General features: G+C 61.3%; 24 protein-coding genes. 4 read left to right on the top strand and 20 right to left on the bottom strand.

Translation table 11 applies throughout. From position 1 onward, the window contains the following. Positions 1 to 23: 23 nt before the first annotated feature. The 4 genes from hemF to clpS form a co-directional block, all read right to left on the bottom strand. Entirely contained in the window at positions 24 to 917 is an 894-nt protein-coding gene (hemF, locus tag DMZ65_RS06330; RefSeq protein ID WP_116598036.1) for an oxygen-dependent coproporphyrinogen oxidase, read from the bottom strand. Positions 918 to 1,015: 98 nt separating this feature from the next. Then, a complete protein-coding gene (locus tag DMZ65_RS06335; RefSeq protein WP_084350375.1) occupies positions 1,016 to 1,816 on the bottom strand; it encodes an SDR family NAD(P)-dependent oxidoreductase in 801 nt (266 codons plus the stop codon). 42 nt (positions 1,817 to 1,858) lie between these two features. After that, positions 1,859 to 2,848: a class I SAM-dependent methyltransferase gene (locus DMZ65_RS06340; protein ID WP_116598037.1), complete on the bottom strand. Its 990-nt coding sequence runs from the start codon at positions 2,846 to 2,848 to the stop codon at positions 1,859 to 1,861. 36 nt (positions 2,849 to 2,884) lie between these two features. Continuing rightward, positions 2,885 to 3,247 (bottom strand): ATP-dependent Clp protease adapter ClpS, encoded by a 363-nt coding sequence (clpS, locus tag DMZ65_RS06345; RefSeq protein WP_412780474.1) that lies wholly within the window; start codon positions 3,245 to 3,247, stop codon positions 2,885 to 2,887. Positions 3,248 to 3,340: 93 nt separating this feature from the next. Here clpS and DMZ65_RS06350 point away from each other — a divergent pair, with 93 nt between their 5' ends. Both DMZ65_RS06350 and DMZ65_RS06355 read left to right on the top strand, forming a co-directional pair. Further along, complete coding sequence (locus tag DMZ65_RS06350; RefSeq protein WP_116598038.1) at positions 3,341 to 4,039, top strand: HAD family hydrolase; 699 nt, start codon at positions 3,341 to 3,343, stop codon at positions 4,037 to 4,039. Positions 4,040 to 4,316: 277 nt separating this feature from the next. Beyond that, positions 4,317 to 5,696 (top strand): D-alanyl-D-alanine carboxypeptidase family protein, encoded by a 1,380-nt coding sequence (locus DMZ65_RS06355; protein WP_332871564.1) that lies wholly within the window; start codon positions 4,317 to 4,319, stop codon positions 5,694 to 5,696. A 168-nt stretch (positions 5,697 to 5,864) separates the two neighbouring features. Here the strand turns inward: DMZ65_RS06355 and ccoS are convergent, their stop codons facing one another. From ccoS to DMZ65_RS06380, 5 genes are all read right to left on the bottom strand, one after another. Next, the gene (ccoS, locus tag DMZ65_RS06360; protein ID WP_116598040.1) at positions 5,865 to 6,026 is read right to left on the bottom strand and encodes a cbb3-type cytochrome oxidase assembly protein CcoS; all 162 of its coding nucleotides are present in this window, start codon (positions 6,024 to 6,026) and stop codon (positions 5,865 to 5,867) included. Continuing rightward, positions 6,023 to 8,221, bottom strand: coding sequence for a heavy metal translocating P-type ATPase (locus DMZ65_RS06365; RefSeq protein ID WP_116598041.1), 2,199 nt, complete (start codon positions 8,219 to 8,221; stop codon positions 6,023 to 6,025). The genes ccoS and DMZ65_RS06365 overlap by 4 nt, the downstream gene beginning before the upstream one ends. 5 nt (positions 8,222 to 8,226) lie before the next feature. Next, positions 8,227 to 8,703, bottom strand: a complete 477-nt coding sequence (locus DMZ65_RS06370) for a FixH family protein (RefSeq protein WP_116598042.1) — start codon at positions 8,701 to 8,703, stop codon at positions 8,227 to 8,229. Continuing rightward, positions 8,703 to 10,283 (bottom strand): 4Fe-4S dicluster domain-containing protein, encoded by a 1,581-nt coding sequence (locus DMZ65_RS06375; RefSeq protein WP_116598043.1) that lies wholly within the window; start codon positions 10,281 to 10,283, stop codon positions 8,703 to 8,705. Before DMZ65_RS06375 ends, DMZ65_RS06370 begins: the two co-directional genes overlap by 1 nt. Positions 10,284 to 10,375: 92 nt before the next feature. Next, positions 10,376 to 11,251 (bottom strand): LysR family transcriptional regulator, encoded by an 876-nt coding sequence (locus DMZ65_RS06380; protein ID WP_116598162.1) that lies wholly within the window; start codon positions 11,249 to 11,251, stop codon positions 10,376 to 10,378. Positions 11,252 to 11,379: 128 nt separating this feature from the next. Between DMZ65_RS06380 and DMZ65_RS06385 the strand changes: the two genes are divergently transcribed. Beyond that, positions 11,380 to 11,517: a hypothetical protein gene (locus DMZ65_RS06385; protein ID WP_157960575.1), complete on the top strand. Its 138-nt coding sequence runs from the start codon at positions 11,380 to 11,382 to the stop codon at positions 11,515 to 11,517. Positions 11,518 to 11,561: 44 nt separating this feature from the next. On the opposite strand, the gene DMZ65_RS06390 is transcribed toward DMZ65_RS06385, so the two are convergent. The 5 genes from DMZ65_RS06390 to ccoN form a co-directional block, all read right to left on the bottom strand. Then, positions 11,562 to 11,783, bottom strand: coding sequence for a hypothetical protein (locus DMZ65_RS06390; RefSeq protein WP_116598045.1), 222 nt, complete (start codon positions 11,781 to 11,783; stop codon positions 11,562 to 11,564). A gap of 186 nt (positions 11,784 to 11,969) precedes the next feature. Continuing rightward, positions 11,970 to 12,851 carry a cytochrome-c oxidase, cbb3-type subunit III gene (gene ccoP, locus DMZ65_RS06395; RefSeq protein ID WP_116598046.1) on the bottom strand — a complete coding sequence of 294 codons (882 nt, stop codon included), beginning with the start codon at positions 12,849 to 12,851 and terminating at the stop codon, positions 11,970 to 11,972. Beyond that, on the bottom strand, positions 12,848 to 13,033 hold the full coding sequence (locus DMZ65_RS06400; RefSeq protein ID WP_116598047.1) for a cbb3-type cytochrome c oxidase subunit 3: 186 nt from the start codon (positions 13,031 to 13,033) through the stop codon (positions 12,848 to 12,850). The genes ccoP and DMZ65_RS06400 overlap by 4 nt, the downstream gene beginning before the upstream one ends. A 12-nt stretch (positions 13,034 to 13,045) precedes the next feature. Continuing rightward, on the bottom strand, positions 13,046 to 13,816 hold the full coding sequence (gene ccoO / locus DMZ65_RS06405; RefSeq protein ID WP_116598048.1) for a cytochrome-c oxidase, cbb3-type subunit II: 771 nt from the start codon (positions 13,814 to 13,816) through the stop codon (positions 13,046 to 13,048). A 38-nt stretch (positions 13,817 to 13,854) separates the two neighbouring features. Further along, entirely contained in the window at positions 13,855 to 15,468 is a 1,614-nt protein-coding gene (gene ccoN / locus DMZ65_RS06410) for a cytochrome-c oxidase, cbb3-type subunit I (protein WP_116598049.1), read from the bottom strand. Positions 15,469 to 15,666: 198 nt separating this feature from the next. Here ccoN and DMZ65_RS06415 point away from each other — a divergent pair, with 198 nt between their 5' ends. Next, positions 15,667 to 16,506: a universal stress protein gene (locus DMZ65_RS06415; protein WP_116598050.1), complete on the top strand. Its 840-nt coding sequence runs from the start codon at positions 15,667 to 15,669 to the stop codon at positions 16,504 to 16,506. 58 nt (positions 16,507 to 16,564) lie between these two features. On the opposite strand, the gene fnrL is transcribed toward DMZ65_RS06415, so the two are convergent. The 6 genes from fnrL to DMZ65_RS06445 all read right to left on the bottom strand — a co-directional run bounded on the left by fnrL (position 16,565) and on the right by DMZ65_RS06445 (position 24,063). Then, a complete protein-coding gene (fnrL, locus tag DMZ65_RS06420) occupies positions 16,565 to 17,299 on the bottom strand; it encodes a transcriptional regulator FnrL (protein ID WP_116598051.1) in 735 nt (244 codons plus the stop codon). 262 nt (positions 17,300 to 17,561) lie between these two features. Beyond that, the gene (locus DMZ65_RS06425) at positions 17,562 to 19,166 is read right to left on the bottom strand and encodes an ABC transporter ATP-binding protein (protein WP_116598052.1); all 1,605 of its coding nucleotides are present in this window, start codon (positions 19,164 to 19,166) and stop codon (positions 17,562 to 17,564) included. After that, positions 19,163 to 20,311, bottom strand: a complete 1,149-nt coding sequence (locus tag DMZ65_RS06430; RefSeq protein ID WP_116598163.1) for an ABC transporter permease — start codon at positions 20,309 to 20,311, stop codon at positions 19,163 to 19,165. Before DMZ65_RS06430 ends, DMZ65_RS06425 begins: the two co-directional genes overlap by 4 nt. A 34-nt stretch (positions 20,312 to 20,345) precedes the next feature. Further along, positions 20,346 to 21,443, bottom strand: a complete 1,098-nt coding sequence (locus DMZ65_RS06435; RefSeq protein WP_116598053.1) for a microcin C ABC transporter permease YejB — start codon at positions 21,441 to 21,443, stop codon at positions 20,346 to 20,348. Position 21,444: 1 nt separating this feature from the next. Further along, positions 21,445 to 23,367, bottom strand: a complete 1,923-nt coding sequence (locus DMZ65_RS06440) for an extracellular solute-binding protein (RefSeq protein ID WP_116598054.1) — start codon at positions 23,365 to 23,367, stop codon at positions 21,445 to 21,447. A gap of 174 nt (positions 23,368 to 23,541) precedes the next feature. Beyond that, positions 23,542 to 24,063, bottom strand: a complete 522-nt coding sequence (locus DMZ65_RS06445) for a c-type cytochrome (RefSeq protein ID WP_116598055.1) — start codon at positions 24,061 to 24,063, stop codon at positions 23,542 to 23,544. Positions 24,064 to 24,093: the final 30 nt, after the last annotated feature.

Below are 24,093 nucleotides of genomic sequence, written 5' to 3' on the forward strand. Positions count from 1 at the left end.
CAGAAGATCCGCATTGGCCGCTGTCAGACCCACTTGGCCATGGGCGGCAGGCTCATCAGCACGGCATTTGCGTCATGCCCGGTCGCCAAGCCGAATTTCGTGCCCCGGTCGTAGACCAGATTATATTCGGCATAGAGACCACGATGGACCAACTGGGCGTCCTTGTCCGTGTCGGACCAGTCTTGCACCCGGCGTTTTTCCACCAGCGGAACAAAGGCAGGCAGGAAGGCCCGTCCGATATCCTGCGTCAGCGCGAAATCGGCCTGCCAATCGCCGGTGCAGCGGTCGTCCATGAAGATACCGCCGACACCGCGCGCCCGTCCCCGGTGGGGAATGTAGAAATACTCGTCCGCCCAGTCTTTCAGACTTGGGTACAGATCCGCACCGTGCGGATCCAGATGCGCCTGCTGAACGGAATGAAAATGCGCTGTGTCCTCGGCATATTCGATGCAGGGGTTCAGGTCCGACCCGCCGCCGAACCACCATGCATGGGGCGTCCAGAACATCCGTGTGTTCATATGCACTGCCGGAACATGCGGGTTCTGCATATGCGCGACAAGGCTGATGCCGGAGGCCCAGAACCGGGGGTCATCCGCCATCCCGTCCAACCCCGTCCGGGCCATCATCGACGCCTGCGCAGCCTCGCCCAAGGTGCCGTAGACGGTCGAGACGTTCACGCCGACCTTTTCGAACACGCGGCCGCCGCGCATCACGCTCATCAGGCCGCCGCCCGCGTCAGTACCGTCATCAGAGCCACGCCGCGTTTCGGTCACGTCGAATGTGCCGGCAGGCTCGTTGGTGAGCGGGCCTTCGGAATGGCTGGCTTCCAAACCCTCGAACGCTGTCACGATCTCGTCGCGCAACTGCCGGAACCATGCCGATGCCTGTTGCTTTTCGGTCAGAAAATCATCGCTCATGCCGCACCCCAAAATTTTTCAGAATACCCGTATCGCAGACCAGCATAGGTCGGCAAGCGCCTGGACGATCTGTCGCGCGTCCGGGCGGGGCAGGGGGGTTAATGCGCGGGACAAGCCGCCGGGTCAATCAGGGAACGTCCGCCATCCACAGTCAGGATTTGGCCGGTCACGAAACCTGCACCTTCGGATGCCAGATACTGAACGGTCTCTGCCAGTTCCGTCGGAGACGCGATGCGCCCCAAAGGCGTGTGGCGTTCAATGGCGGAGCGGTAATCAGCGTTTTCCTTCAGTGCGCCCTTCAGGCTGGCCGACATGACCGAACCGAACGCAACCGCATTCACGCGCACCCGGTGCGGTGCCAGAGTAACCGCCAGCGAGCGGGTCATCTGGTCGAGAGCGGCGGTTGAAACAGAATAGGCCAACAGGTCCGGATGCGTGCGCCGCGCCGCAATGGATGACAGGTTGACGATGGACCCGGCTTGACCCTCTTCGCGGTCTTCGGCCTGTTTGATCATGCGTTTGGCGACCAGTTGCGACAGCCGCAGGCTTGCCAGAAGATTTTGTTCCAGCAGCGTCTCAACGCTGTTGTCTTCAAGGTCGAAGGCATCGGTCGGAAGGATCTGCCGCGCGCCGTTGACCAGAATATCAACCCGGTCAAACGCGTCCAGCGTGGCCGACAGCAGATTGGCGATGGTCAGCCTTTCGCGCAGATCGCCCGCAAAATAGTTAAAATTGCTCTCGTCGGCGAGGTTGCCGACCTCTTCCTGCAAGCGCGCCTCGTCAATATCGGCGAGCATGACATTCGCGCCCTTGTCGGAAAAATGTCGCGCCAGGGCAAGGCCAACCCCGTTTGCAGCGCCGGTCACGATTGCGGTCTTGCCTTCGATCGAGAAACTCATCCGGTTCCTTTCCCTGCTACCGCCAAGGCGGGCTGGTGAATGTCATCTGTCCCGACGCAATGGGCGTTGGGCGTGGAGTATCTTGAAACGGTTGTCGCCGCCAACCTCGGAATACGCGGTGAAATGCTGCGCGAGCGTCGCCTCATAGGGCAAATGCCGGTTGGCCACCATCCATAACTGACCTGACGGTTTCAGGCAGGCCGCCGCTGCCGCAACAAATGCCTGTCCCAATGACGGGTCAGGCGCGCGTCCGGTATGGAAGGGCGGGTTCATCACCACGCTGTCGGCGCGGGTTTCCGGGCGCCAGCTTGTGGCATCGTCCCAGTGCAACGCTGCGCGTGGATCGCTGATGTTGCGGCGCGCGCAGTCCAGCGCGGTGTGGTCCGCTTCCACCAGATCAACGCGGGCGACATTTTCACGCTCCAGCACCCGATGCGCCAGATAGCCCCACCCCGCGCCTAGATCGACAACATGCGCGCCAAGTTTGGCAGGCAGTGCCGCGGCAAGCGCTTCGGAGCCCGGATCGATCCCGTCAGCAGAAAATACCCCCGGTGCCGTGGCAAAACCGGCAATCTGCGGTTGCGGGTTTTGTGTCCAGTCATCCCCGATGTCGTCGGCAGAGAACCAGAACAGCTTGCCATGCGCACGGGTGTCCAGCCCGTCAAGTGTGACCAGCTTGCGGATCTTGCGCAGGGCTGCCTCTATCCCGTCGGTCTTGAAGCCATCAACCGCAACAATCCCACCGGCGGCAGCCGTCACGGCCTGCGCAATCAGCGCCTCTGCCAATGCACGGGTGCGGGGCAGAAACACGATGGCGGCGGCATAGGTGCCGTCAGGCTCCAGCACACAGCGGAACCCTTGGGTGCGCAGCGCGGCCACATCGGGGTAGAAGCTGTTGATGACATCGCAGCGATCCTTGGGCAGGGCCCGAAGGTCGCTATCGGCGCGCGGCTGGAACAGCGCAATGCGTCCCTCGGCAGGCAGCGTCAGTTCTGCGCTTTCAAGCGCGTGAGTCAGTCGGGATGAGGCCATGACACTGGGCGTGGACCACGCAAGCGCGTCCGACGCCTATTCCTTTTCCATGGTGCATTGCAGCGGATGTTGGTGACGGCGGGCGAAATCCATCACCTGCGCCACCTTCGTTTCGGCAATTTCGTGGGAGTACACGCCAACAACGGCGAGCCCCTTCTTGTGGACCGTCAGCATGATCTCGAAGGCTTGGCCGTGGGTCTTGCCGAAGAACCGTTCCAGCACATGCACGACAAATTCCATCGGCGTGTAGTCGTCGTTCAGCAACATCACCTTGTAAAGCGGTGGGCGTTTTGTCTTGGGCTTTGTCTCGACAACGACATCACTGTCGGACCCGCCGCCGGGGGCGTCGGGGTGATTGCTGGCCAGTCTCGTGGCGAAGATGAAGTTCTGCCCGGTCATTGCGCTCATCTGGCTTTGCTTGTGCGGTCCTGACCGCTCTATATAACCTCATTCACGCAAGTGAAAAGAGGTGCCGGGCGAACGAGGGGAAACATGGCGCGAAATCTTCTGACAATCGGCTTCGATGCGGATGACACGCTTTGGCATAACGAGCGGTTCTTTCAGATGACCCAGGAGCGATTCGCGGAGCTTCTGGCCGCCTATGCAGAACCTGACCATCTCATGGCGCGATTGTTGGATGCAGAGCGGCGCAACCTTGGTCAGTATGGATTCGGCGTCAAAGGCTTTGTTCTGTCGATGATAGAAACCGCGATCGAGGTGACCGAGGAGCGCGTCCCGGCCTCGGTGATCCGGCAGTTGGTCGATGCTGGCCAGGATATGCTGCGCCACCCGATCGAGCTTTTGCCCGCAGCGCGACAGGCTGTCGAAACGCTGGCACCTGATCATCATGTTGTGTTGATCACCAAAGGCGACCTGCTGGATCAAGAGCGTAAGCTGGCCCAATCAGGCTTGGGCGATCTGTTTGATTCAGTCGAGATCGTGTCGGACAAGACCAGGCAGGTCTATTCGCGGATATTCGACGCCGCAGGCGGGGCCGACCGGGCGCTCATGGTCGGAAACTCGCTGAAATCCGACGTGCTGCCCGCGATAGAGGCCGGTGCCCACGGGGTGCATGTGCCACATATGCTGACCTGGGCGTTGGAACATGCCGCCCCCCCGGCGACAGAGCAGAGGTTTCACCATCTCGATGACCTCAGCGGATTGGTGCCCTTGGTCGAAGAAATCGGCTGAACATCATCATTTCGGACTTGATCGTCTCCATGGTGTTGCGACTCACTTGGCCCGCAATATATCGTGTCGCGTTGCGTCGAGTATTAATAATTTCTTTATAATTGAACGCTTTATTCGCAGCAGTTGATGTGTTATGAATTAACGATAAAATAAAAAATGTTCACCGGAAAAATCCGGGAACGAGAGGCAGTAAAAGGCAGAAATCGTGACAGGACGGTGCAGGCAGCCGGGCCTATATGGCCTGTTCATACTCACTCTGATTTGGTTTGCGGTCCTTGTGCCGCTCAGCGCGGTGGCCGCACCCTATGCGGCCTTCGTCATAGATGCGCGAAACGGCGAGGTGCTTCATTCGCGCAATGCAGACACGCGGTTGCATCCCGCGTCTCTGACAAAGATGATGACGCTCTACATTGCATTCGAGGCCGTCAAACACGGCGAGATCAGCATGGATACGGAAGTGCGAATCTCGCGCCATGCCGCATCCGAACCGCCGTCGAAGCTGGGCCTGCGCGAAGGTCAGAAGATCAAGCTGCGCTACCTTGTGCGTGCCGCAGCGGTAAAATCGGCCAATGACGCAGCGACCGCCATAGGCGAGGCGATTTCCGGGTCCGAAGCGGCCTTTGCGCGGCGGATGAACCGCACCGCCAGCGCCATGGGCATGACCCGGACGACCTTCAAGAACGCGCATGGGCTGACGGAAAGCGGACATTTGTCCACCGCGCGGGACATGACCCTGCTGGGGCAGCATCTGCTTTATGATTATTCCGAATATTATAACCTGTTTTCCCGGCAGACCGCCGATGCGGGCATAAAGACCGTGTCGCATACCAATCGGCGTTTGTTGCAGTCCTACAGGGGCGCGGACGGGATCAAGACAGGATATACGCGTGCGGCTGGCTTCAATCTTGTTGCGTCGGCCCGGCGGGGCAACGAACGGGTGATCGCCACGGTGTTCGGCGGACGCTCGACGCTGACCCGCAACGCCAGAGTGGCCGAGCTTCTGGATATGGGATTCAAGCGCGCCCCGACCCGCGTCGCAATGCGCACCCCGCCGCGGCCTCCTTACAAGGGTGGTGTGGCCGAAAGCACGGCGGTTGCTTCTGTCGCTGCGTCAGGTGACCAGCAAGGCAAGTCGATCCGGATTGTCGCAGCAGCCGTCAAACGCAGCTTGCGTCCGAAATTACGCCCCGGCGTCGCGCCTGTTCTGGTGGCCAAGGCGGATATCGAGAATGCGTTGAAAGAAGCGCAGGCCGTCCGTCTGGACAATGGCTCTGCCACGGCACCGAAAAGATCGCCGAAACCTGTGACCCGCCCCGCCAATCTGGTCGTGGCATCGGTTGAGGATACTGTGGCCGTGGCCGCGCTGACGGCAAAGGCAGAAACGGACACAGAGGTTGTCACGCGTCTTTCTACGTCCGGCGGGCGTCATTGGGGGATCAATGTCGGCCGCTATCCCAGCCGCTATCAGGCGGAGCGCGTTCTGTTGAAGACCGCGCTGGCCGAGATGTCGACGCTGGATGGCTCATTGCGCAAGGTTGTCAGCAAATCAAGCGGACATGACGCCAATTTCATGGGGCTCACCCGCGAGATGGCCGATCTGGCGTGCCGCCGGTTGCAGGCGCGTCAGGTGACATGCTTCATGATCGGGCCGAACTGATTATTTGTTAGGCGTCTGCCTGCAAACAAAGCTGGCCGCGGGGCAGGGATTGCGCCGCGGCTTTTTCGTGTCGACGGGTGACAGGCGCGCAGCGGACAGTCTAGGCAATTCCCGGTTGCGCCGTGGCGTTCAGGGGTGCGCATCAAGGCCGCAACACGAGCGCCGACATCAGTCCTGCTTTGGTTGATCGTCATATTCGTCCGACAGGATACGGCGGGCATCGCCTTCGGGGTCGTCATATTGCCGGGATTTCACCGTATAGACAAAGAAGACGAGGCCGATTCCTCCCAACACCAGCGAAATCGGGATAAGATAGGCGAGAATGTTCATGGACGGCTCCGAAGCCTGAGGGCGTTGAGGCTGACGATGATCGACGATGTGGACATGGCCAATGCCGCGATCAGGGGCGTGGCAAGGCCCGCGACGGCCAATGGCACGGCGATGATATTGTACCAGGTCGCGATGCTGAAATTCTGACGAATCCGCTTTGTCGCAGTCCGGGCGGTGTGGATCGCCTCGGACAGCGGCGACAGATCCGTGCCCAGCAACACGATGTCTGAGGCCGCACGGGCCGCGTCCAGCGCCGATGCGGGCGAGATCGACACATGCGCGGCGGCAAGGGCCGCGGTGTCATTCAGCCCGTCGCCCACCATCAGAACCTTCGCGCCAGCCTTTGTCAGGGCCGCGATGCGCCCGGATTTCTCCTGCGGCAGACAGTTGGCCTGCCAAGTGTCTATACCCAGCCTGTGGGCAAGTCGCGCGACCGCGCCTTCGGTGTCCCCCGACATGACCATCACGCGCATGCCTTTGACCTTCAGCGCGGCCACCGCCTCTGCCGCGCCCGGCCGCAAGCGGTCTGTGAAGGTGACGGGTTGCGCCGGGGCGTCACCGATGCGAAGCCAAGCAGCCGTGCGATCAAGATCCTCGCCACCGGTCCAGCCTGCGCGACCCAGACGCACCGTTTGGCCATTCCAGACCGCTTGAGTGCCAAAGCCCGGCACTTCTGACAGGTTCTCGATCTGTGCGGGGACAATGCCTGCGGCCCGCGCCGCTGCGGTCAGCGCGACGGACAGGGGATGGCCGGACCCCTCGGCGAGGGCCAGCGCGACGCTTTGATCCGACGCAGGCAAACTCTCAAGGTTGGTCGGCTCGGGCGTGCCAGCGGTCAGCGTGCCGGTCTTGTCGAACACGACGGTATCGACCTCTGCCAGACGTTCCAGCGCCGTGGCGTCCTTGATCAGCAAGCCGCGACGGAACAGGCGGCCAGAGGCAGCGGTGGTCACGGCGGGAACGGCAAGCCCCAAGGCGCAGGGACAAGTGATGATCAGCACCGCAGCGGCGATGTTCAGCGCGGTGCGCGGGTCGAAGGTGGCCAGATACCAGCCTACAAAAGCCAGCGCCGACAGAATGTGCACACCCGGCGCATAAAGCTTCGCCGCCTTGTCGGCGAGCGAGGTATAGCGCGAGCGCCCCGATTCCGCGACCGCCACCAGATCGGCCATCCGGTGCAGCGAGGTGTCACGCCCCACGGCTGTGGCGCGGATCGTCAGCGGGCCGGTCAGGTTGACCTCTCCGGCACTGACGGCCTGTCCGGGTTCGGCGTAGATCGGCAGCGTCTCGCCGGTCAACAGGGATCGGTCAAGCTCGGACGTTCCCGCAGTGATCTCGCCGTCCACGGGCATCCGGCCACCGGGCCGCACACGGATCAGATCGCCCAAGCGCAACTCTGCCACCGGCACCTCTGTCTCGCTGCCATCAGGCCAGATTCGGCGGGCGCGGGGCACTTCAAGCGCCGCGAGTTCCTCGGCGGCGGAGCGGGCAATCGCGCGGGTCCGGTGGTCCAGATAACGCCCGGTCAGCAGAAAAAACGTCAGCGCGACAGCGGCGTCGAAATAGGCATGTTCGCCCGAAAGCGAGGTTTCCCACAGTGACGTAACAACCGCGAGCGCGATGGCCAGCGAAATCGGCACATCCATGTTCAGCCGCCCGACGCGCAGCGCACCCCATGCGTTGACAAAGAACGGTTTGGCGGAAAAGACGATGACTGGCAGGGCAATCGCCGCGGAAATCCAGTGGAACATGTCGCGGGTCGCGCCCTCGGCACCGGACCAGACGGCGACGGATAGCAGCATGACGTTCATCATCGCAAAGCCCGCCACGGCCATGCGCATCAGCAGATCGCGTCCCGCCCGGTCGGTCTGTGTGGCATGCAGGGCGGTGGCGTCCAGTTCATGGGCTTCATAGCCCGCGCTTTCAAGGCGGGCGATCAGATCCGGGGCGGTGATTTCCGGCTCGGCCACGATTTGGGCGCGCTTCAGCGTCAGGTTCACCCGCGCCTTGTGCACGCCGGGTGTGCCGTTCAGCACCTTTTCCACGGTCGAGATACAGGCCGCGCAATGGATCGTGGGCAAGGACAGCGCCAGATCGGCCTCCCTGACCGCGCCGTGATCGGCCAATGCCTCTGCCGCCGGGGCAGCGGCGCAGGCGGGACAGGCAGAGATCTGGGGACGCATGGCGGCGGTCATGTGTGTCAGCCCTTGACGTGGAGGATAACGCGCTGGGTGAACTCTGTCCCGTCAAGCGCGGTGGCTTTCATGCGGATGTTCCAATTGCCACCCGGCAGTGCCTCCGACGCGACATAGGCGGTGCCGTCGAACCGGAAATCGGGCGTGCGGTCATCCTTCACCTGGGTGGCACGGCCCAATGTGGCCTCCAGCGCGCTCAACTGCACGGGTTGGCCATCGGCATCGGTGATCGCCAGGATCACACGGTCACCTTCGGCATCGGCGCGCACGGTCCAGCCAAGCGCCTGCTGACTGGTGCGGCGGGTGTCGAAGGTCTGGCTGGCAACGTAAGAGTTCTTCACCTCCAGCCCCGGAAAGGTCCGCACCGCGTTCCATGCCAGCGCCAGATTGACAGCGATGATGACCCCGAAGGCACCACCGAAGATCGCCAGAACATGCCATCCGGTCAGTTTTGCTCCGCTCACCTGATCCTGCATCCCCATCAGTTTGTCCTTCCGTTGAAAACAGTGCCTTTACTGGCCGTGTCGCCGCTTGTCACATCCTCGACCCAGAAGCGAAATTCCGTGCGGTCCGCCTGTGCCGGGGCAGAGGCTTCGGGTGCGATCACATAGACCCGTTGCAAATAGGTGCTGTCGGCTGGCACCGTGATGGTCTGGGCCGATGCGCCTTCCAGTTCCACTTGCAGGGACGGCGCGCCGGTGGCCGTGATGCGGAGCGGTCGGGCTTCGCCCTGCTTGTTCAGCAACCTTACGTCATAAGTGTTGCGGATTGAACCATCGGACAAAATTACAAAGGTCGGATTGCGCACGGGTGCGACGGTCATTTCAATATCCGCCCGGATGAACAGCGCAAAGACAAGGCCAAGCCCGACCAGCGCCCAAAGCGCCGTATACAGGATGGTGCGCGGCCGGAAGATGTGCTTCCAGACCGGACGGGGTGCCTCGCCCGCCCGTTCGCGGTCCTCGTCCGACAATGCCAGATAGTCGATCAGCCCGCGCGGCTTGCCGATCTTGGCCATGACATCATCGCAGGCGTCGATGCAAAGCGCGCAGGTGATACATTCCATCTGCTGGCCGTCACGAATGTCGATCCCCATCGGGCAGACATTCACGCAGGCCATGCAGTCGATGCAATCGCCTGGGCCGTCCTGAAACTGTGCTGCATCCACCGGGGCGGCAGAGGCCTTGTCCGCCACGCCGGGATAGGGGGTCGGGGCGTATTTGGCCTGTCCGATCCCGGCCCCCGGCCCGCCTGCCTGACTGGCGGCTTCGGCGGCCATGACATCGGCCTTCTTCTTGCGACGGACATTGCCCTTGCCGCGCGGTTCGCCGCGCCAGACCCGGTAGCCGACGGTCAGCGTGTCCTCGTCCATCATCGCCGCCTGAATGCGCGGCCAGGGGCAGGCGTAGATGCAGATTTGTTCCCGCGCGAAGCCGCCGAAGAAGAAGGTGGTGACGGTCAGCACCAGCATGGTCGTGTAGGCCACGGGATGCGCGCTGAACGTCACGAGATCGCGCAGCAGCGTCGGCGCGTCGGTGAAATAGAACACCCAGGCACCGCCGGTGGCGAGACCGATCAGCAACCACAAGACCCATTTGGTCAGGCGCAATCTGATCTTGCGGAAATCCAGTTTCTTCTGGCGGTGCAGACGCAGGCGGGCATTCCGGTCGCCCTCGACCCAGCGTTCGACAAGAATGAAAAGGTCGGTCCAGACGGTTTGTGGGCAGGCATAACCACACCAGACCCGCCCAAGGGCAGAGGTGAACAGGAACAGCCCCAGCCCCGCCATGATCAACAGGCCCGCGATGAAGTAGAACTCATGCGGCCAGATCTCGATCCAGAAGAAGAAGAAACGCCGGTTGGCCAAATCCACCAAAACCGCCTGATCGGGCAGGATCGGGCCGCGATCCCAGCGAAGCCACGGCGTCAGGTAGTAGATCCCCAGCGTGAAGATCAGGATCACCCATTTGAGATTGCGGAACTTGCCTGAAACGCGGCGCGGAAAGATCGGTTCGCGCGCGGCATAAAGGCTTGGGGGGGCGTCGGGTTGAGTATCGGACACGGAATCACTCCGGCAAAGGGCGTATTTTCGTGCCCTTGTGTCAGCCTGGGCACGGGGTGGCCTTGACCTGTGTCAAATACTGACTCTGAAAGTCATCTATTGCGGGCTTCGCGCCGCAGCCACTGGATAAAGTCGCGAAGCGCAGGCCGGATGATGCCGGGGGCGGTGACAATATGATAGCCTTCGTCGAGCTTGTCCTCGAACAGCAGGCGCAAACGTCCGGCGCGAATGTCCTCTTCGACAGAAACGCGGGTGGAAACGGCGATACCTTGCCCGTTGCGCGCGCCATCCAGCATCAGGTTGCCGGGCACATGGATCACGCCCTTGACGCGCGTGTCAGTCACACCGTGGCGGGCCAGCCAGTGCGAGCTTTCGGTGGTGCCAAGCTCTTGCAACCAGGGATAGCCGGTCAGTTCCTGCGGGCGTGTGGGAAAGAAATCGCCGATCAGAGAAGGTGCCGCGACCACCATCAACGAGGAAGGCACCAGCATTTCGGCCTCCAGTCCTGGCCACTTTCCCGCCCCGTAGCGCAGCGCGACGTCCACGCCGCCCGGTGTCGGGTCGGTCAGGGCCGGGCTGGGATTGATCATGATGTCAATGTCGGGATGGGCCACCCGAAAGCTCGCCAGACGGGGCATCAGCCAGTGCGACGCAAAGCTGGGCGTTGTCGCGACTTGCAGCGCACGGTTGGCATCGGCACCGGTCAGCGCCTCGACCGTCTGCCAGATGCGGCCGAATCCGGCGGCCAGCGCATCGGCCAGTTGCTGACCCTCTGCCGTCAGTGCAAGGGTCCGGCCAGACCGGTCCAGCAGGCGCACATCCATATGCGTTTCGAGACTGCGTAATTGCTGGCTGATCGCGGCATGGCTGACATTCAGCGCCGATCCGGCGGCGACGACCGACCCCGTTTCAGCATAGGCCGAAAACGCCCGGAGGGCCGAAAGAGGGGGCAAGCTGCGCCAATCCACAATGTAATCCAATCTTACATATATGAAAGTTTACTGAGTCGCATAGAATCGCATTCTGGTCAATGATGAGCGTACGAACTCAAAACCAAGGAGGCCACGACATGTTTGGAATATTTTCACATAGCATAATGACTGCAACTCGCCAGATCCAAGCGCAAGAGCGTGGTGAGTCCGACTGGCATGCTCCGGCGCACTGGACGGTGCAGGACTCTGCCGACCCGCAGAGGCTGCCTCGGCTGGATGCGTCGGCCCTGATCCGGACGTAATCAGAGGCTCCTCCAGGTATCTGCATAACCGTGTGCTACGTCCGTCATGCGGTGCGCCAGAAACTGCGCCGACCGTTGCGTAGAAAGGCGCTGGCGCTGCCAGAGCGGTTTGACATGGATGGCAGGCATACTGTCCCCCGGCGTTCTGTCTGTGCGCCAGCCGCGTAGAGACGCATAACCGGATGGATCGCCAGCATATTGCCTGATCCAGCGAACAAGAACGGCGCGTGCAACTCTGCCCGCGCCGTTTGACGTGCTTCTGTCATGTGGGTGGAGCCGACCGAAAGCTGCGCTGCGCTGCAAAGGCTTTTTTCTGGTCTTTATCGCTGACCGGGCATCCGACAGCGACAATAATATTGAACGCCGGTATCCCTGGAAACGCGCGAACAGTTCGGGATACCGGCGTCACACCACCGGAGAAGGGACAACAAATCCGGTGGTATGCATGCAGGTCACTCAGGGGTTGCTTCGCCCCCACCCAGACCATGAACATAGCTTGCGACGGCGCGGATCTGTGCTTCGGACAGACGGTCCTGCCATTCGGGCATGACGCCGAAACGGGCGTTGTTGACGGTCTCCATCAACGCGTCGTAATCGCCGCCGTAAAGCCAGATCGCGTCCGCGAGGTTCGGCGCGCCCTGCGTGCGATCACCGGTGCCGTCCTCGGCATGGCAGGCTGCGCAGTTATCCATGAAAACACCCTCTCCGTCGGCCACCATCGAGGCATCCTGCGGAGTGCCCGACAGCGACATGACGTAGTTCACGACCTGCTCGATCTGTGCGTCCTCCAGCAATTCGTCACGCCCGAAGGCCGGCATTTCGGAATAGCGCGCATCGGGGTTTGTCTCGTTGCGGATGCCGTAGCTGATCGTCTCGTGGATCGCCTCGATATCGCCACCCCACAGCCAGTCATCGTCCAGCAGGTTGGGATAGCCCTTGGCCCCCGCCGCACCCGACCCGTGGCACTGCGCGCACCATGTGCGAAATACCGCCCCGCCCGCGTTCTGGGCATAGGTCTGAAGGTTGGGATCGGCGCTGATTTCCGTCAGCGGGGTCGCGGCCAGCTGTTCGTTGATACCGGCATTGCGGGCATCGACCGCGGCGATGTCCTTGGCCACTTCGCCACGGGTGGAATAGCCCAGAACGCCCGCCGTCGCCTTGGAGATCATCGGCCATGCCGGATAGGCGATGGTATAGGCAACGGCCCAGAAGATCGTTGCATAGAGCGTCCAGAGCCACCAGCGCGGCAGCGGGTTGTTGAATTCTTCGATCCCGTCCCAGCTATGCCCTGTGGTTTCCGGATCGCCCTTCTGCTTTTCGGGTGTCTTGCTCATTTCCTCGCCTCCTTGTCTTCGGCGGGTTTGTCTTCGTGCCGGAAAGGGATGTCTGCGGAGTCGTCATAGGTTTTCTTGGCACCGGGACGAAACACCCAAAGGATGACCCCTGCGAAAAAGACGAACAGAGCCAGCAACATCCAGCTGTCAGCGAATTGGCGGAGAAGCGAATAGGTTTCCATATCCAGCCCTCCCTAGCGGCTTGCATCGGGCGTGAAGGTCGAGAAATCGACCAGCGTGCCCAGCATTTGCAGGTAAGCGATCAGCGCGTCGGCTTCGGAAATGCCCGGTTGCCGGTCGAAATTGCTGATGGTCACCTTGTCGCCGTAGCGTTCCAGCAGCCCGTCATAATCGCTGTCGGGATCGGCCTGCGCGGTGAAATCACGCTGCGCTTCGGCGATCATCTCGTCCGTGTAGGGCACGCCGACATAGGCGTGGGTGCGCAGCAGGTCCGCAACATATTTGCCCTCGATCCGGGTGTCTTCGAGATACCCGTATTTGGGCATCACCGATTCAGGCACCACGGATTGCGGGTCGCGCAAGTGATCGACATGCCACTCGTCAGAATAGCGGCCACCGACGCGGGCCAGATCCGGCCCGGTGCGTTTGGACCCCCATTGGAACGGGTGGTCATACATCGATTCAGCGGCAAGGCTGTAATGGCCGTAGCGTTCAACCTCGTCCCGCATGGGGCGGATCATCTGGCTGTGGCAGACGTAACAGCCTTCGCGGACATAGATGTCGCGACCGGTCAGTTCCAGCGGGGTGTAGGGGCGCATGCCCTCGACCTTCTCGATCGTGTTGTCGAGATAGAACAGCGGCACGATCTGAACCAGCCCGCCGATACTGACCACCAGAAAGCTGAGGATCAGCAGCAGCGTTGCGTTCCGTTCGATCATGCCGTGACGGTCAAGGAAGGTCCGTCGGCGCGGGCGTGCCCCGATACCTGTGGCCGATGCCGGCATGGGAGGTTTCTTGTCGGTTGTCATTATCCTGGCCCTCCTTATTCAGCCGGGGTGGCGTGTGATGCAGCAACAGTCGCCGCGACAGCGGGGCTGCGTTTGACGGTCATCCACAGGTTGTAGACCATGATCAGCGCACCACTGAGGAACATGACCCCGCCCAGTGCCCGGACCACATACATCGGGAGTTTCGCGGCAACCGTGTCGGCAAAAGAGTTCACGAGGAAGCCGTTCGCGTCGACTTCGCGCCACATCAGGCCTTCCATGATGCCGGTGACCCACATCGACGCCGCGTAAAGGACGATGCCGATCGTGGCGAGCCAGAAGTGCCAGCTGACCAGTGACAGGCTGTACAGGCGCTCGCGGTTCCAAAGTTTTGGCACCAGGAAATACAGCGCGCCAAAGGTGATCATGCCATTCCAGCCAAGCGCGCCGGAATGAACGTGACCGATGGTCCAGTCGGTATAATGCGAAAGCGAGTTCACCGCGCGGATCGACATCATCGGACCTTCGAAGGTGGACATGCCGTAAAAGCCAAGCGACAGCACCAGCATCCGCAAAACCGGATCGGTGCGCAGCTTGTCCCACGCGCCAGACAGGGTCATCAACCCGTTGATCATGCCGCCCCAGCTGGGCATCCACAGAACGATCGAGAACACCATGCCCAGCGTCGCGGCCCAGTCGGGCAGGGCGGTATAGTGCAGATGGTGCGGACCGGCCCAGATATACAGGAAGATCAGCGCCCAGAAGTGGATGATCGACAGCTTGTAGCTGTAGACCGGACGCCCGGCCTGCTTCGGCACAAAGTAGTACATCATGCCGAGGAAGCCGGCCGTCAGGAAGAAACCCACGGCGTTGTGCCCGTACCACCACTGCGTCATCGCATCCTGAACACCCGAAAAGACCTGCACGGATTTCGACCCGAACACGCTGACCGGAATGGACAGGTTGTTGAACACATGCAGCATCGCCACGGTGATGATGAACGCCAGATAGAACCAGTTGGCGACGTAGATATGCGGTTCCTTGCGCTTGATGATCGTGCCCATGAACACGGCCAGATAGGCCAGCCAGACGACTGTCAGCCACAGGTCAACATGCCATTCGGGTTCGGCATATTCCTTGGACTGGGTGGACCCGAACAGATAGCCCGTGGCTGCCAGAACGATGAACAGCTGATAGCCCCAGAAGACGAACCATGCCAGATTGCCGCCCCAAAGCCGCGCCGCGCTGGTGCGTTGCACGACATAGAATGACGTCGCGATCAACGCGTTGCCGCCAAAGGCAAAAATTACCGCAGAGGTGTGCAGCGGGCGCAGCCGACCGAAGTTCGCGAATCCGTCAGCCCATTCGAAGTTCAGCGCCGGATAGGCCAGTTGGAAGGCAATGAACGTGCCCACCAGAAAGCCCACGATGCCCCAAAGCGCGGTGGCGATCACGCCGTAGCGGATGACCCCGTCCATATAGCTGGTTTGCAACACCGCAGGTGGCTCCGGCTCGTCTGTATGGCGCAGCGTCCACAGAAACAGGCCGCCCGCGACCAGCATGATGATGATGGCATGCACCATATAAGCCGCGTCTCGTGCATAGTTGGCCGCGATCATCGCAAACAGCGTGACCAGGCCAAGCACGATCAGCTTGAAGTAGTTTGTCATGGTTTGTCCCTTCGTCAGCCCTGCACACGAGTCACCCCCGCGCAGGGGTCTTCAATCGTGCGGGTTGTGCGCTTGCAGAAACGGATGCGCCTTGATCTAGGTCAACCTTTTTGCGACGCGTTGTTGATGCGGATCAAGGAGGTGCCGACCGGGAGGGTCTAGGCTTCGCGAGAGTATTACACCGCATGAGGAGGAATCATGGCCTACAAGACATTTTTGACAGTCCTGACCGACGACCGGTTGGCGGGCACGACGCTGACCCATGCCACAGCTTTGGCCGAAGCCTGCGATGCCCATCTGGACGTCCTGTGCTTTGGTGTGGATCGCAGCCAGACCGGTTACTACTATGCGGGCGCAAGTGCGATGATTGTGCAGGAAACAATCTCGCGCGCGACCGAAGAGGCCGAGGCGCTGGCAGAGTTTGCGCGCACGCAGCTTGATGGCCGGGACGGTCGCTGGGGGGTGGAATCAGGCGTTGCCCAGCTCGCCGATATCACGCGGCATGTTGCAGCGCGGGCACGGTTCTCCGATCTGGTCGTGGTGCCACGACCTTATGGCGACGAACGCGGCGCAGAGCTGGAGCCGGTGGTCGAGGGCGCGCTTTTTGAAGGGCAGACCCCGGTTATGGTGGTGCCGGACACGGGCACGCCAGTGCCGACGCCCAAACGGATCGTGCTGGCCTGGAATGAAAGCGCCGAGGCGCTGAACGCCGTTCGCGCCAGCCTTCCCCTGCTTCAATCCGCTGATATTGTGCATGTCGTTGTCATCGACCCGCCGACGCGTGGGCCGAACCGGTCCGATCCGGGCGGAATGCTGTCGCAGTATTTGTCGCGCCATGGGGTCACGGCGCAGATTGATGTGCTGTCCAAGACAATGCCGCGCGTGTCCGACGTGCTGGTGCGCCATCTTCGGGATGTCGATGCCGATATGATGGTGATGGGGGCCTATGGCCATTCGCGTTTCCGCGAGGCGATCCTGGGCGGGGCCACGCGCAATATGCTGGAAAATTGCCCGGTGCCGGTTTTCATGGCGCATTGACTGAAAATTGACGAGACGGCCGCGCGTGTCGCCGCGTCAGGTCTGTCCGGCAGATCGCTCAGGTGGCCGCATCGTCACCTGCTTCGTCCAGAAGGCGGCTTAGATCGGGGATTGTGACGCGGCGCTTGCCCTCAAGCGAGATCACCCCGTCCTTGCGCAGCGCGGACACCTGTCGGCTGACGGTTTCCAGCGTCAGTCCAAGATAATCCGCCATCGCTTCGCGTGTCAGCGGCAAGTCAAATACCACCGGCGCATCCTTGCTGCGCTGATGCAGAATGGCATCGCGCCGCGCGATGATCGACAGAAGCGAGGCGATTTTTTCGCGCGCGGTCTTGCGCCCCAGAACCAGCATCCATTCGCGTGCCGCGTCCAGCTCGTCCAGCGTCATCTCCAGAAGGCGATGTGCGATATGTGGGGTGTCTGCCATCAACCCCTCAAAGGGAGCCTTGCGAAAACAGCACATCAGCACATCCGTGGTGGCCGTCACGTCATAGGCAGCGACTGGCCGGCCGGGCCGCCCAACGAAATCGGATGGCAGCAACAGACCCACCATCTGTGTGCGCCCGTCCTCCATTGTCTGGGACAGTGTGGCAACGCCTGACACGACAGAGCCCACGAAATCCATTCGGTCGCCGCACCAGATGATGGTCTGGCCGGCCTCGAAACGTCGGTAATATTTGACCTCTTCCAGTCGCTGCAATTCGTCCGTCTCGCAGCGGGCACAGACCGCGCGGTGCCGGATCGGGCATTCCGCGCAATTCTGGGAGCCTGTGAGGATGGGTTCTTGCAACATCTTGAGATCCACATTTGATCTGGGTCAAAGACACCCAGCGCCCTGCGGTGAAGGTTAGGGGGTTGGGCGGTTGAAAACAACTCGCCCCAATGGGCCTTTTTGACGCGCGGCATCCGACCCTGCGGCATTTTTTCCAAGCTCGATGGATTTGCCATACGGAATTGCGACGTCAGCGGCGCAGAATTGACGTTCCTGTTAGGGCGCTATCGGGTTGCGGTCAGGGCAAACGCGCCCCGGGGGAACACCCGGGGCCTCCTGGTTCCTAGATCCCGCCCGTGACATGCGATGCGAAGGCCGCTGCCAGCAATTCGCGGGTGTAGTCGGTTTTCGGTGCCTCGAAGATCTCTTCAGCAGGGCCATATTCCATCACGTCACCCTGTTTCATCACCATCACCCGATGCGACATCGCGCGCACGACCTTCAGATCGTGACTGATGAACAGGTAGGCGAGGTCATATTTGCGCTGCAAGTCGCGCAGCAGGTTCACGATCTGCACCTGCACCGTCATGTCCAGCGCCGAGGTCGGCTCGTCCAGAACCACCAGCCGGGGCCGCAGGATCATGGCACGGGCAATGGCGATGCGCTGGCGTTGCCCGCCGGAAAACTCATGCGGGTAGCGGTGCATCGTGGCGGGGTTCAGCCCGACCTCTGTCATCACCTCGGCCACCAGTTCGCGCGATGGCCGTCCGTCTGGGCTACCGTGCACGCCCAGCCCTTCGGCGATGATCTGTTCGCAGGTCATGCGCGGCGACAGGCTGCCGAACGGATCCTGAAAGACGATCTGCATCTTGGCACGCAGCCGCCGCAGCTCTTTCGTGGACCATTTGCGCACGTCCTGCCCCATGAAGGTGATGGCACCTTCGGACTGGATCAACCGCATCATCGCCAGCGCCAGCGTCGTCTTGCCGGACCCGCTTTCCCCGACGATGCCCAGCGTCTCGCCCGCTCGGACAGAGATCGTCGCCTCGTTCACCGCCTTGACATGCCCCACGGTGCGTTTGAACAGGCCCTGCTGAATCGGGAACCAAACCTTCAGCTGTTCGGTTTCGGCCACCAGCTCTGCACCCTCCGCGACCGGATCAGGCGTGCCGGTGGATTCCGCACTCAGCAGCATTTGCGTATAGGGGTGCTGCGGATTGGCGAAAATCTCGGATGTGCGGCCTGCCTCGACAATCTCTCCGTCCTTCATCACGCAGACCCTGTCGGCAATGCGCCGCACGATGCCAAGGTCATGTGTGATGAACAGCAGGCTCATGTCGTAATCCTGCTTGAGATCGGCCAGAAGCTTCAGAATCTGCGCCTGAATGGTCACGTCCAGCGCCGTTGTCGGCTCATCCGCGATCAGCAGGTCAGGCCCGTTGGCCAGCGCCATGGCGATCATCACACGTTGACGTTGCCCGCCGGATAGCTGGTGCGGATAGGCCCCAAGACGGCTTTCCGGGTCGCGGATGCCGACCTTGTCGAGAAGTTCCAAGATGCGCGCGCGCGCCTTGTCTCCGGTCAGACCCTGGTGCAGCGCCAGCGATTCCGACAGTTGCTTTTCCAGCGTGTGCAGCGGGTTGAGCGAGGTCATCGGCTCCTGAAAGATGAAACTGATGTCGTTGCCGCGCACGTCGCGCAGCCTTTTGGGCGAGGCACCGATCATCTCCTGCCCGCTATAGATGACAGAGCCTTCGACAATGGCGCTGTCGCCCAGCAGCGACACGGTGGACAGGGCCGTGACCGATTTGCCGGACCCGCTTTCGCCGACCAGTGCCACGGTTTCGCCCTTCTCAATCGCGAAGGACACGCCCTTGACGGCGCGTGAAATCTGGCCGTCCTGCCGGAAGCCTACCGACAGGTTGTTGACCTCAAGGATGGTGCTCATGAAAAGGTTTTCCTGGGGTCGAACGCATCGCGCACGCCTTCAAAGATGAAGACCAAGAGCGACAGCATGGCGGCAAAGGTGAAAAAGGCGGTAAAGGCAAGCCATGGCGCTTGCAGGTTCTGCTTGGCCTGAAGGGTCAGTTCGCCCAGTGACGGTGCCGAAGAGGGCAGGCCGAAGCCGAGGAAGTCCAGCCCCGCCAGCGTGCTGATCGTGCCGGTTACGATGAAGGGCAGCATGGTCACGGTGGCCACCATCGCGTTGGGCAGCATGTGGCGGAACATGATCGTCCAGTTGCTGACACCCAAGGCACGGGCGGCACGGACATATTCCAGATTGCGGGCGCGCAGAAATTCAGCGCGCACCACGCCCACAAGCGCCGTCCAGCCGAACAGAACGGTCAGGAACACCAGCAGCCAGAAACTTCGCCCCAGAATGGCGAAGAGGATGATGATGATGTAAAGCGAGGGCGTCGCGCCCCAGATTTCGATCACGCGCTGAAAAATAAGATCCAGCCAGCCGCCGAAGAAACCCTGCAACGCGCCTGCAATGATACCCACGACAGAGGCCAGCGTGGTCACGATCAGGGTGAACAGGATCGACAGGCGGAAGCCATAGATCACGCGGGCCACGACATCGCGTTTGGTGTCATCGGTGCCCAGCCAGTTTTGCGCGTTCGGCGGCAGCGGGGCCGCGCCGGGCCGGTCCACCGTGGTCTGATAGCTGTAGGGGATCAGCGGCCACAGCATCCAGCCTTTGTGAAAATCACCCTCCAGCACCTCGCCCGCATCCACGCGTTCGATCAACTCGTCAGGCGTGTCGAAACACGCCTCCAGCCCGCCAGTGCGGACGAGGCATTTTACCTCTGGATCGCGGTAGATGGCTTCGGTTCGGAAATCGCCGCCGAAATCGGTTTCGGCGTAGAAGTTGAAGATCGGCGTATACAACTCCCCGCGATAGCTGACGAGGATGGGTTTTTCGTTCGCAATGAACTCGGCAAACAGCGACAGGCCAAAGACCACGGCAAAGATGATCAGCGACCAGAACGCGCGCCCGTTGCGCCGAAAGTTGCGCCAGCGCCGCTGGTTGAGCGGCGACAGCGTGAAGAACCCTTTGCGCGGGGCAGGGGCCACGGGCTTTCCGGGCATGGGTTCGGGGATCAGGTCGGGGTTTTGCACGGCCTCAACCCTCCCGCTTTTCAAAGTCGATGCGCGGATCGACGAACACATACATCAGGTCGGACAGGATGCCGACCAGCAGGCCCATCAGGCCAAAGACGAACAGCGTGCCGAAGATCACCGGATAATCGCGGGCGACGGCGGCCTCGAACCCCAAGCGTCCAAGACCGTCGAGCGAAAAGATCGTCTCGATGATGAGGGAGCCGGAAAAGAACACGCCGATGAACACCGCCGGAAACCCCGCGATGACGATCAGCATGGCGTTGCGGAAAACATGGCCATAAAGAACCGCGCGTTCCGACAGCCCTTTGGCACGGGCGGTCATCACATAGTGTTTCTTGATCTCGTCCAGAAAGCTGTTCTTGGTCAGCAGCGTCAGCGTCGCAAAGGCTGAGATTGTGGAGGCGAGAACCGGCAGGGTGATGTGCCAGAAATAATCCGCGATGCGCGCGGGCCAGGACAGGCTTTCCCAATTGTCGGACACAAGCCCCCGGAGCGGGAATATCTGCCAATAGGATCCGCCCGCGAACAGTACCAGCAACAGGATCGCAAACAGGAAGCCGGGGATCGCATAGGCCACGATGATCGCACCGGATGTCCATGTGTCAAAGGCCGTGCCGTCCTTGACCGCCTTGCGGATGCCCAGCGGGATCGACACGATATAGGCGATCAGCGTGGACCACAGGCCCAGCGAAATCGACACCGGCATCTTTTCGATCACCAGATCCATCACGCTGATCGAGCGGAAATAGCTTTCGCCGAAATCCAGCCGCATGTAATTCCACATCATCCCGATAAACCGTTCCAGCGGCGGCTTGTCGAAGCCGAACTCCTTCTCCAGCTTCTCGATGAATTCCGGCGGCAGACCGCGGGCACCCGCATATTGGCTGTCGCCGCCCGCCCCTTGGGTTTCCAGTTCCGAAGCAGGTGATCCGCCCGCTCCTGAAAAGCCGCCGAATACGTCACCGCCGCCTTCGATCTGGGCGATGATCTGCTCGATCGGGCCACCGGGGACAAATTGCACCAGCGCGAAGTTCATTACCATGATCCCGAACAGGGTCGGGATGATCAGCAGAAGCCGTCTGAAAATATACGCGCCCATGTTAACGAAGCGCGCCCTTGTCTTTCAGCGCCTGCGCCTTGTCAGCGTCGATCCACCACAGATCAAGGTAGCCCAGATCGTAGGGCGGCAGCGGGTCGGGATGCTCGTACATGTCGAAATAGGCCACCCAATGTTCAGCGATATAGCCTGTGGGAATCACGAAATACTCAAAGCGCAACGCGCGGTCCAGCGCCATCAGGGCGGCGTCCTGATCGGCCTGATTGGTGGTGTCGAACGATGCCTCGATGATCGCATCCACCAGCGGGCTGGCAAGGCCTGCGGGGTTGAACAGGCTGAATTCAGCTTCGCGCGAACCGTACATCTGGGACAGGCCGCCGCCGGTGGACAGGAAGGCACCGTATTGCGTGGAATAGATCACGTCATAGTCGCGTTCACGCCGCCGCAACGTGTATTGCGCGGGGTCGATCTTTTCATAAGCTGCGTTCACGCCCAGGATTTTAAGGTTCTGGACATAGGTTTCCACCATCGCTTCCAGCGTCGGGTCCATATTCGACGGGATCGGGATGCGCATGTCCAGCGTCTTGCCCTCCGCGTTACGGCGCAGGTTATCGTCGGCGATGGACCAGCCCGCCTCTTCCAGCATGGCTGCGGCGCGGCGCAGGTTGCCGCGATCATTCAGCCGCGCGGCGTCCGAGCTATGGCTTATTATCGGCTCTTCGTTCATCAATGCGTCCGGCACGACATCGCCAAGCGAGTCCAGAAAGGCCTTTTCCGCGCCCTGTGGCGTGGCCTTTGCCTCCAGCGGAGTGCCTTCGACGAACGAACTGCGCTGGCTGTAAAGCCCGTAACGCAGGGATTCGTTGGCCCATTCAAAGTTGAAAGCCAGGGCCAGTGCCTTGCGCACGTCCTTATCGGCAAATTGCGGCTTGGCGAGGTTGAAGACAAAGCCCGCCGCGTCGGGTGGGCTTCCGTCGGGCAGGGCCTCTTTCACCACGGTCCCGTTCTGCACGCGCGGGAAGTTATATCCGGTCGCCCATTGCTTGGGGTCGCCTTCGCTCTTGAACGTGTATTCGCCGGCCTTGAACGCTTCGAACGCGGCGGTGCTGTCGGCGAAATACTCGATCCGGATGGTGTCGTAATTGTGCCGCCCCTTGTTGAACGGCAAATCCTTGCCCCAGTAATCCGGGTTGCGTTTGTACACGATGCGGCGGTTCACCTCGTAGCTGTCAAGGATGTAGGGGCCGGATCCGATGGCCACCTCCAGCCGGGGTTCGTCCAGCCGACGTTTCGGATCCGCCTCGAACCAAGCCTTTGAAAAGGCCGGCGTGTTGCCCACGGTTTCGATCAGGCTGCGGCGGGTGATGCCTTCGGCAAAGGTGAATTTCACGGTGTGTTCGTCCAGCGCCTCGGCACCGGTGACCATACGCCCGACGGCCTGCGCGTAAGATGGCAGGCCCTGTTCGATGAACAGGCGGTGGCTGTAGACGACATCTTCGGCCGTGACCGGGCTGCCGTCAGAGAATACCGCCTCGGGGCGCAGATTGAAGATGACGTAATTCTTGCCCTCGTCATATTCGAGGCTTTCGCAAAGGACGCAGTAATATTGCCCGACGCTGTCGGCGGTGGATTCGATCAACTGGTCATATTGAATTGCTGTCAGCGCGCCCGCGCGTCCCTTGCGGGAATAGGGGTTGAGGCTGTCAAACGTTCCGGTGGCACCCAGCGACAGTTCCCCACCTTTGGGGGCGTCGGGATTGGCATAGGGCAGGTGATCGTAGTCAGCCGGATAATCCAGATTGCCGAAATAGGAATAGCCATGTGCGCGCGTCACGCCAGCGTCCTGAGCCTGCACCTGACCGGCCCAGAGGGCAATGCCCGCCGCCATCAGCCCGGCAGCGATGGCATGTGGGACCGACATCCCCTTGGAAATGCCGCTTTGCGCCTGCGCAGTCGTCCTGATCATCGGTTCACCTCCGGTTATGCAGTCAGCCCTTTGGACATTGGGCACAAGCTAAGGGGCGTGTCCAACCACATTCAAGTTGAGATTGCGTGATCGGCAGGCAAATTGCCGCCGCAGAAAAGAAAAGGGCCGCTGTCCTGGTGGACAACGGCCCTGTGCGCGCGGGTTCTGTGCAGCTTAGCCGCCGAGCGTATCGAGATACGCAATCAGGTCGGCGCGATCTTCGGGCTTCTTGAGGCCGGCAAAGCTCATCTTGGTGCCGGGCGCATAGCCTTTGGGGTTTTCGAGGAAACCGTTGAGATGCTCCGGTGTCCAGACATCCGCGACCTTTTCCAGCGCGCCGGAATAGGCAAAGCCATCGACGCTGTCGACTTCGCGGCCGACAACCTGGTACAGCGTCGGGCCGGTGCCGTTCGCGTCAGGTTCCACCTTGTGGCAAGCGCGGCACTTGCTGAACACTTTCGCGCCTTTTTCCGGGTCTGCCGCTTCGAGCAGGACTGCAAAGTCCACCTCTTCTTCGGGCTCCTCTGCGGCGCTGTCGCCACCGGTTTCGATGGCATAGCCCATCGCGTGCTCCTCACCGTGACCGGCTGGGCCGACATGGTACAGCGATTCCGCAGCCCATTTGCCGACAAGAAAGATCAGCAGGGCCCCGCAGAAAGCGCCGAGTATCTTGGTGAGTGTCATCGTATCCAGCATCGCTCGCCTGTCCGTATGAATAGGGTTTCG

The organism is Primorskyibacter marinus (genome assembly GCF_003313245.1).
Taxonomy (GTDB): domain Bacteria; phylum Pseudomonadota; class Alphaproteobacteria; order Rhodobacterales; family Rhodobacteraceae; genus Primorskyibacter; species Primorskyibacter marinus.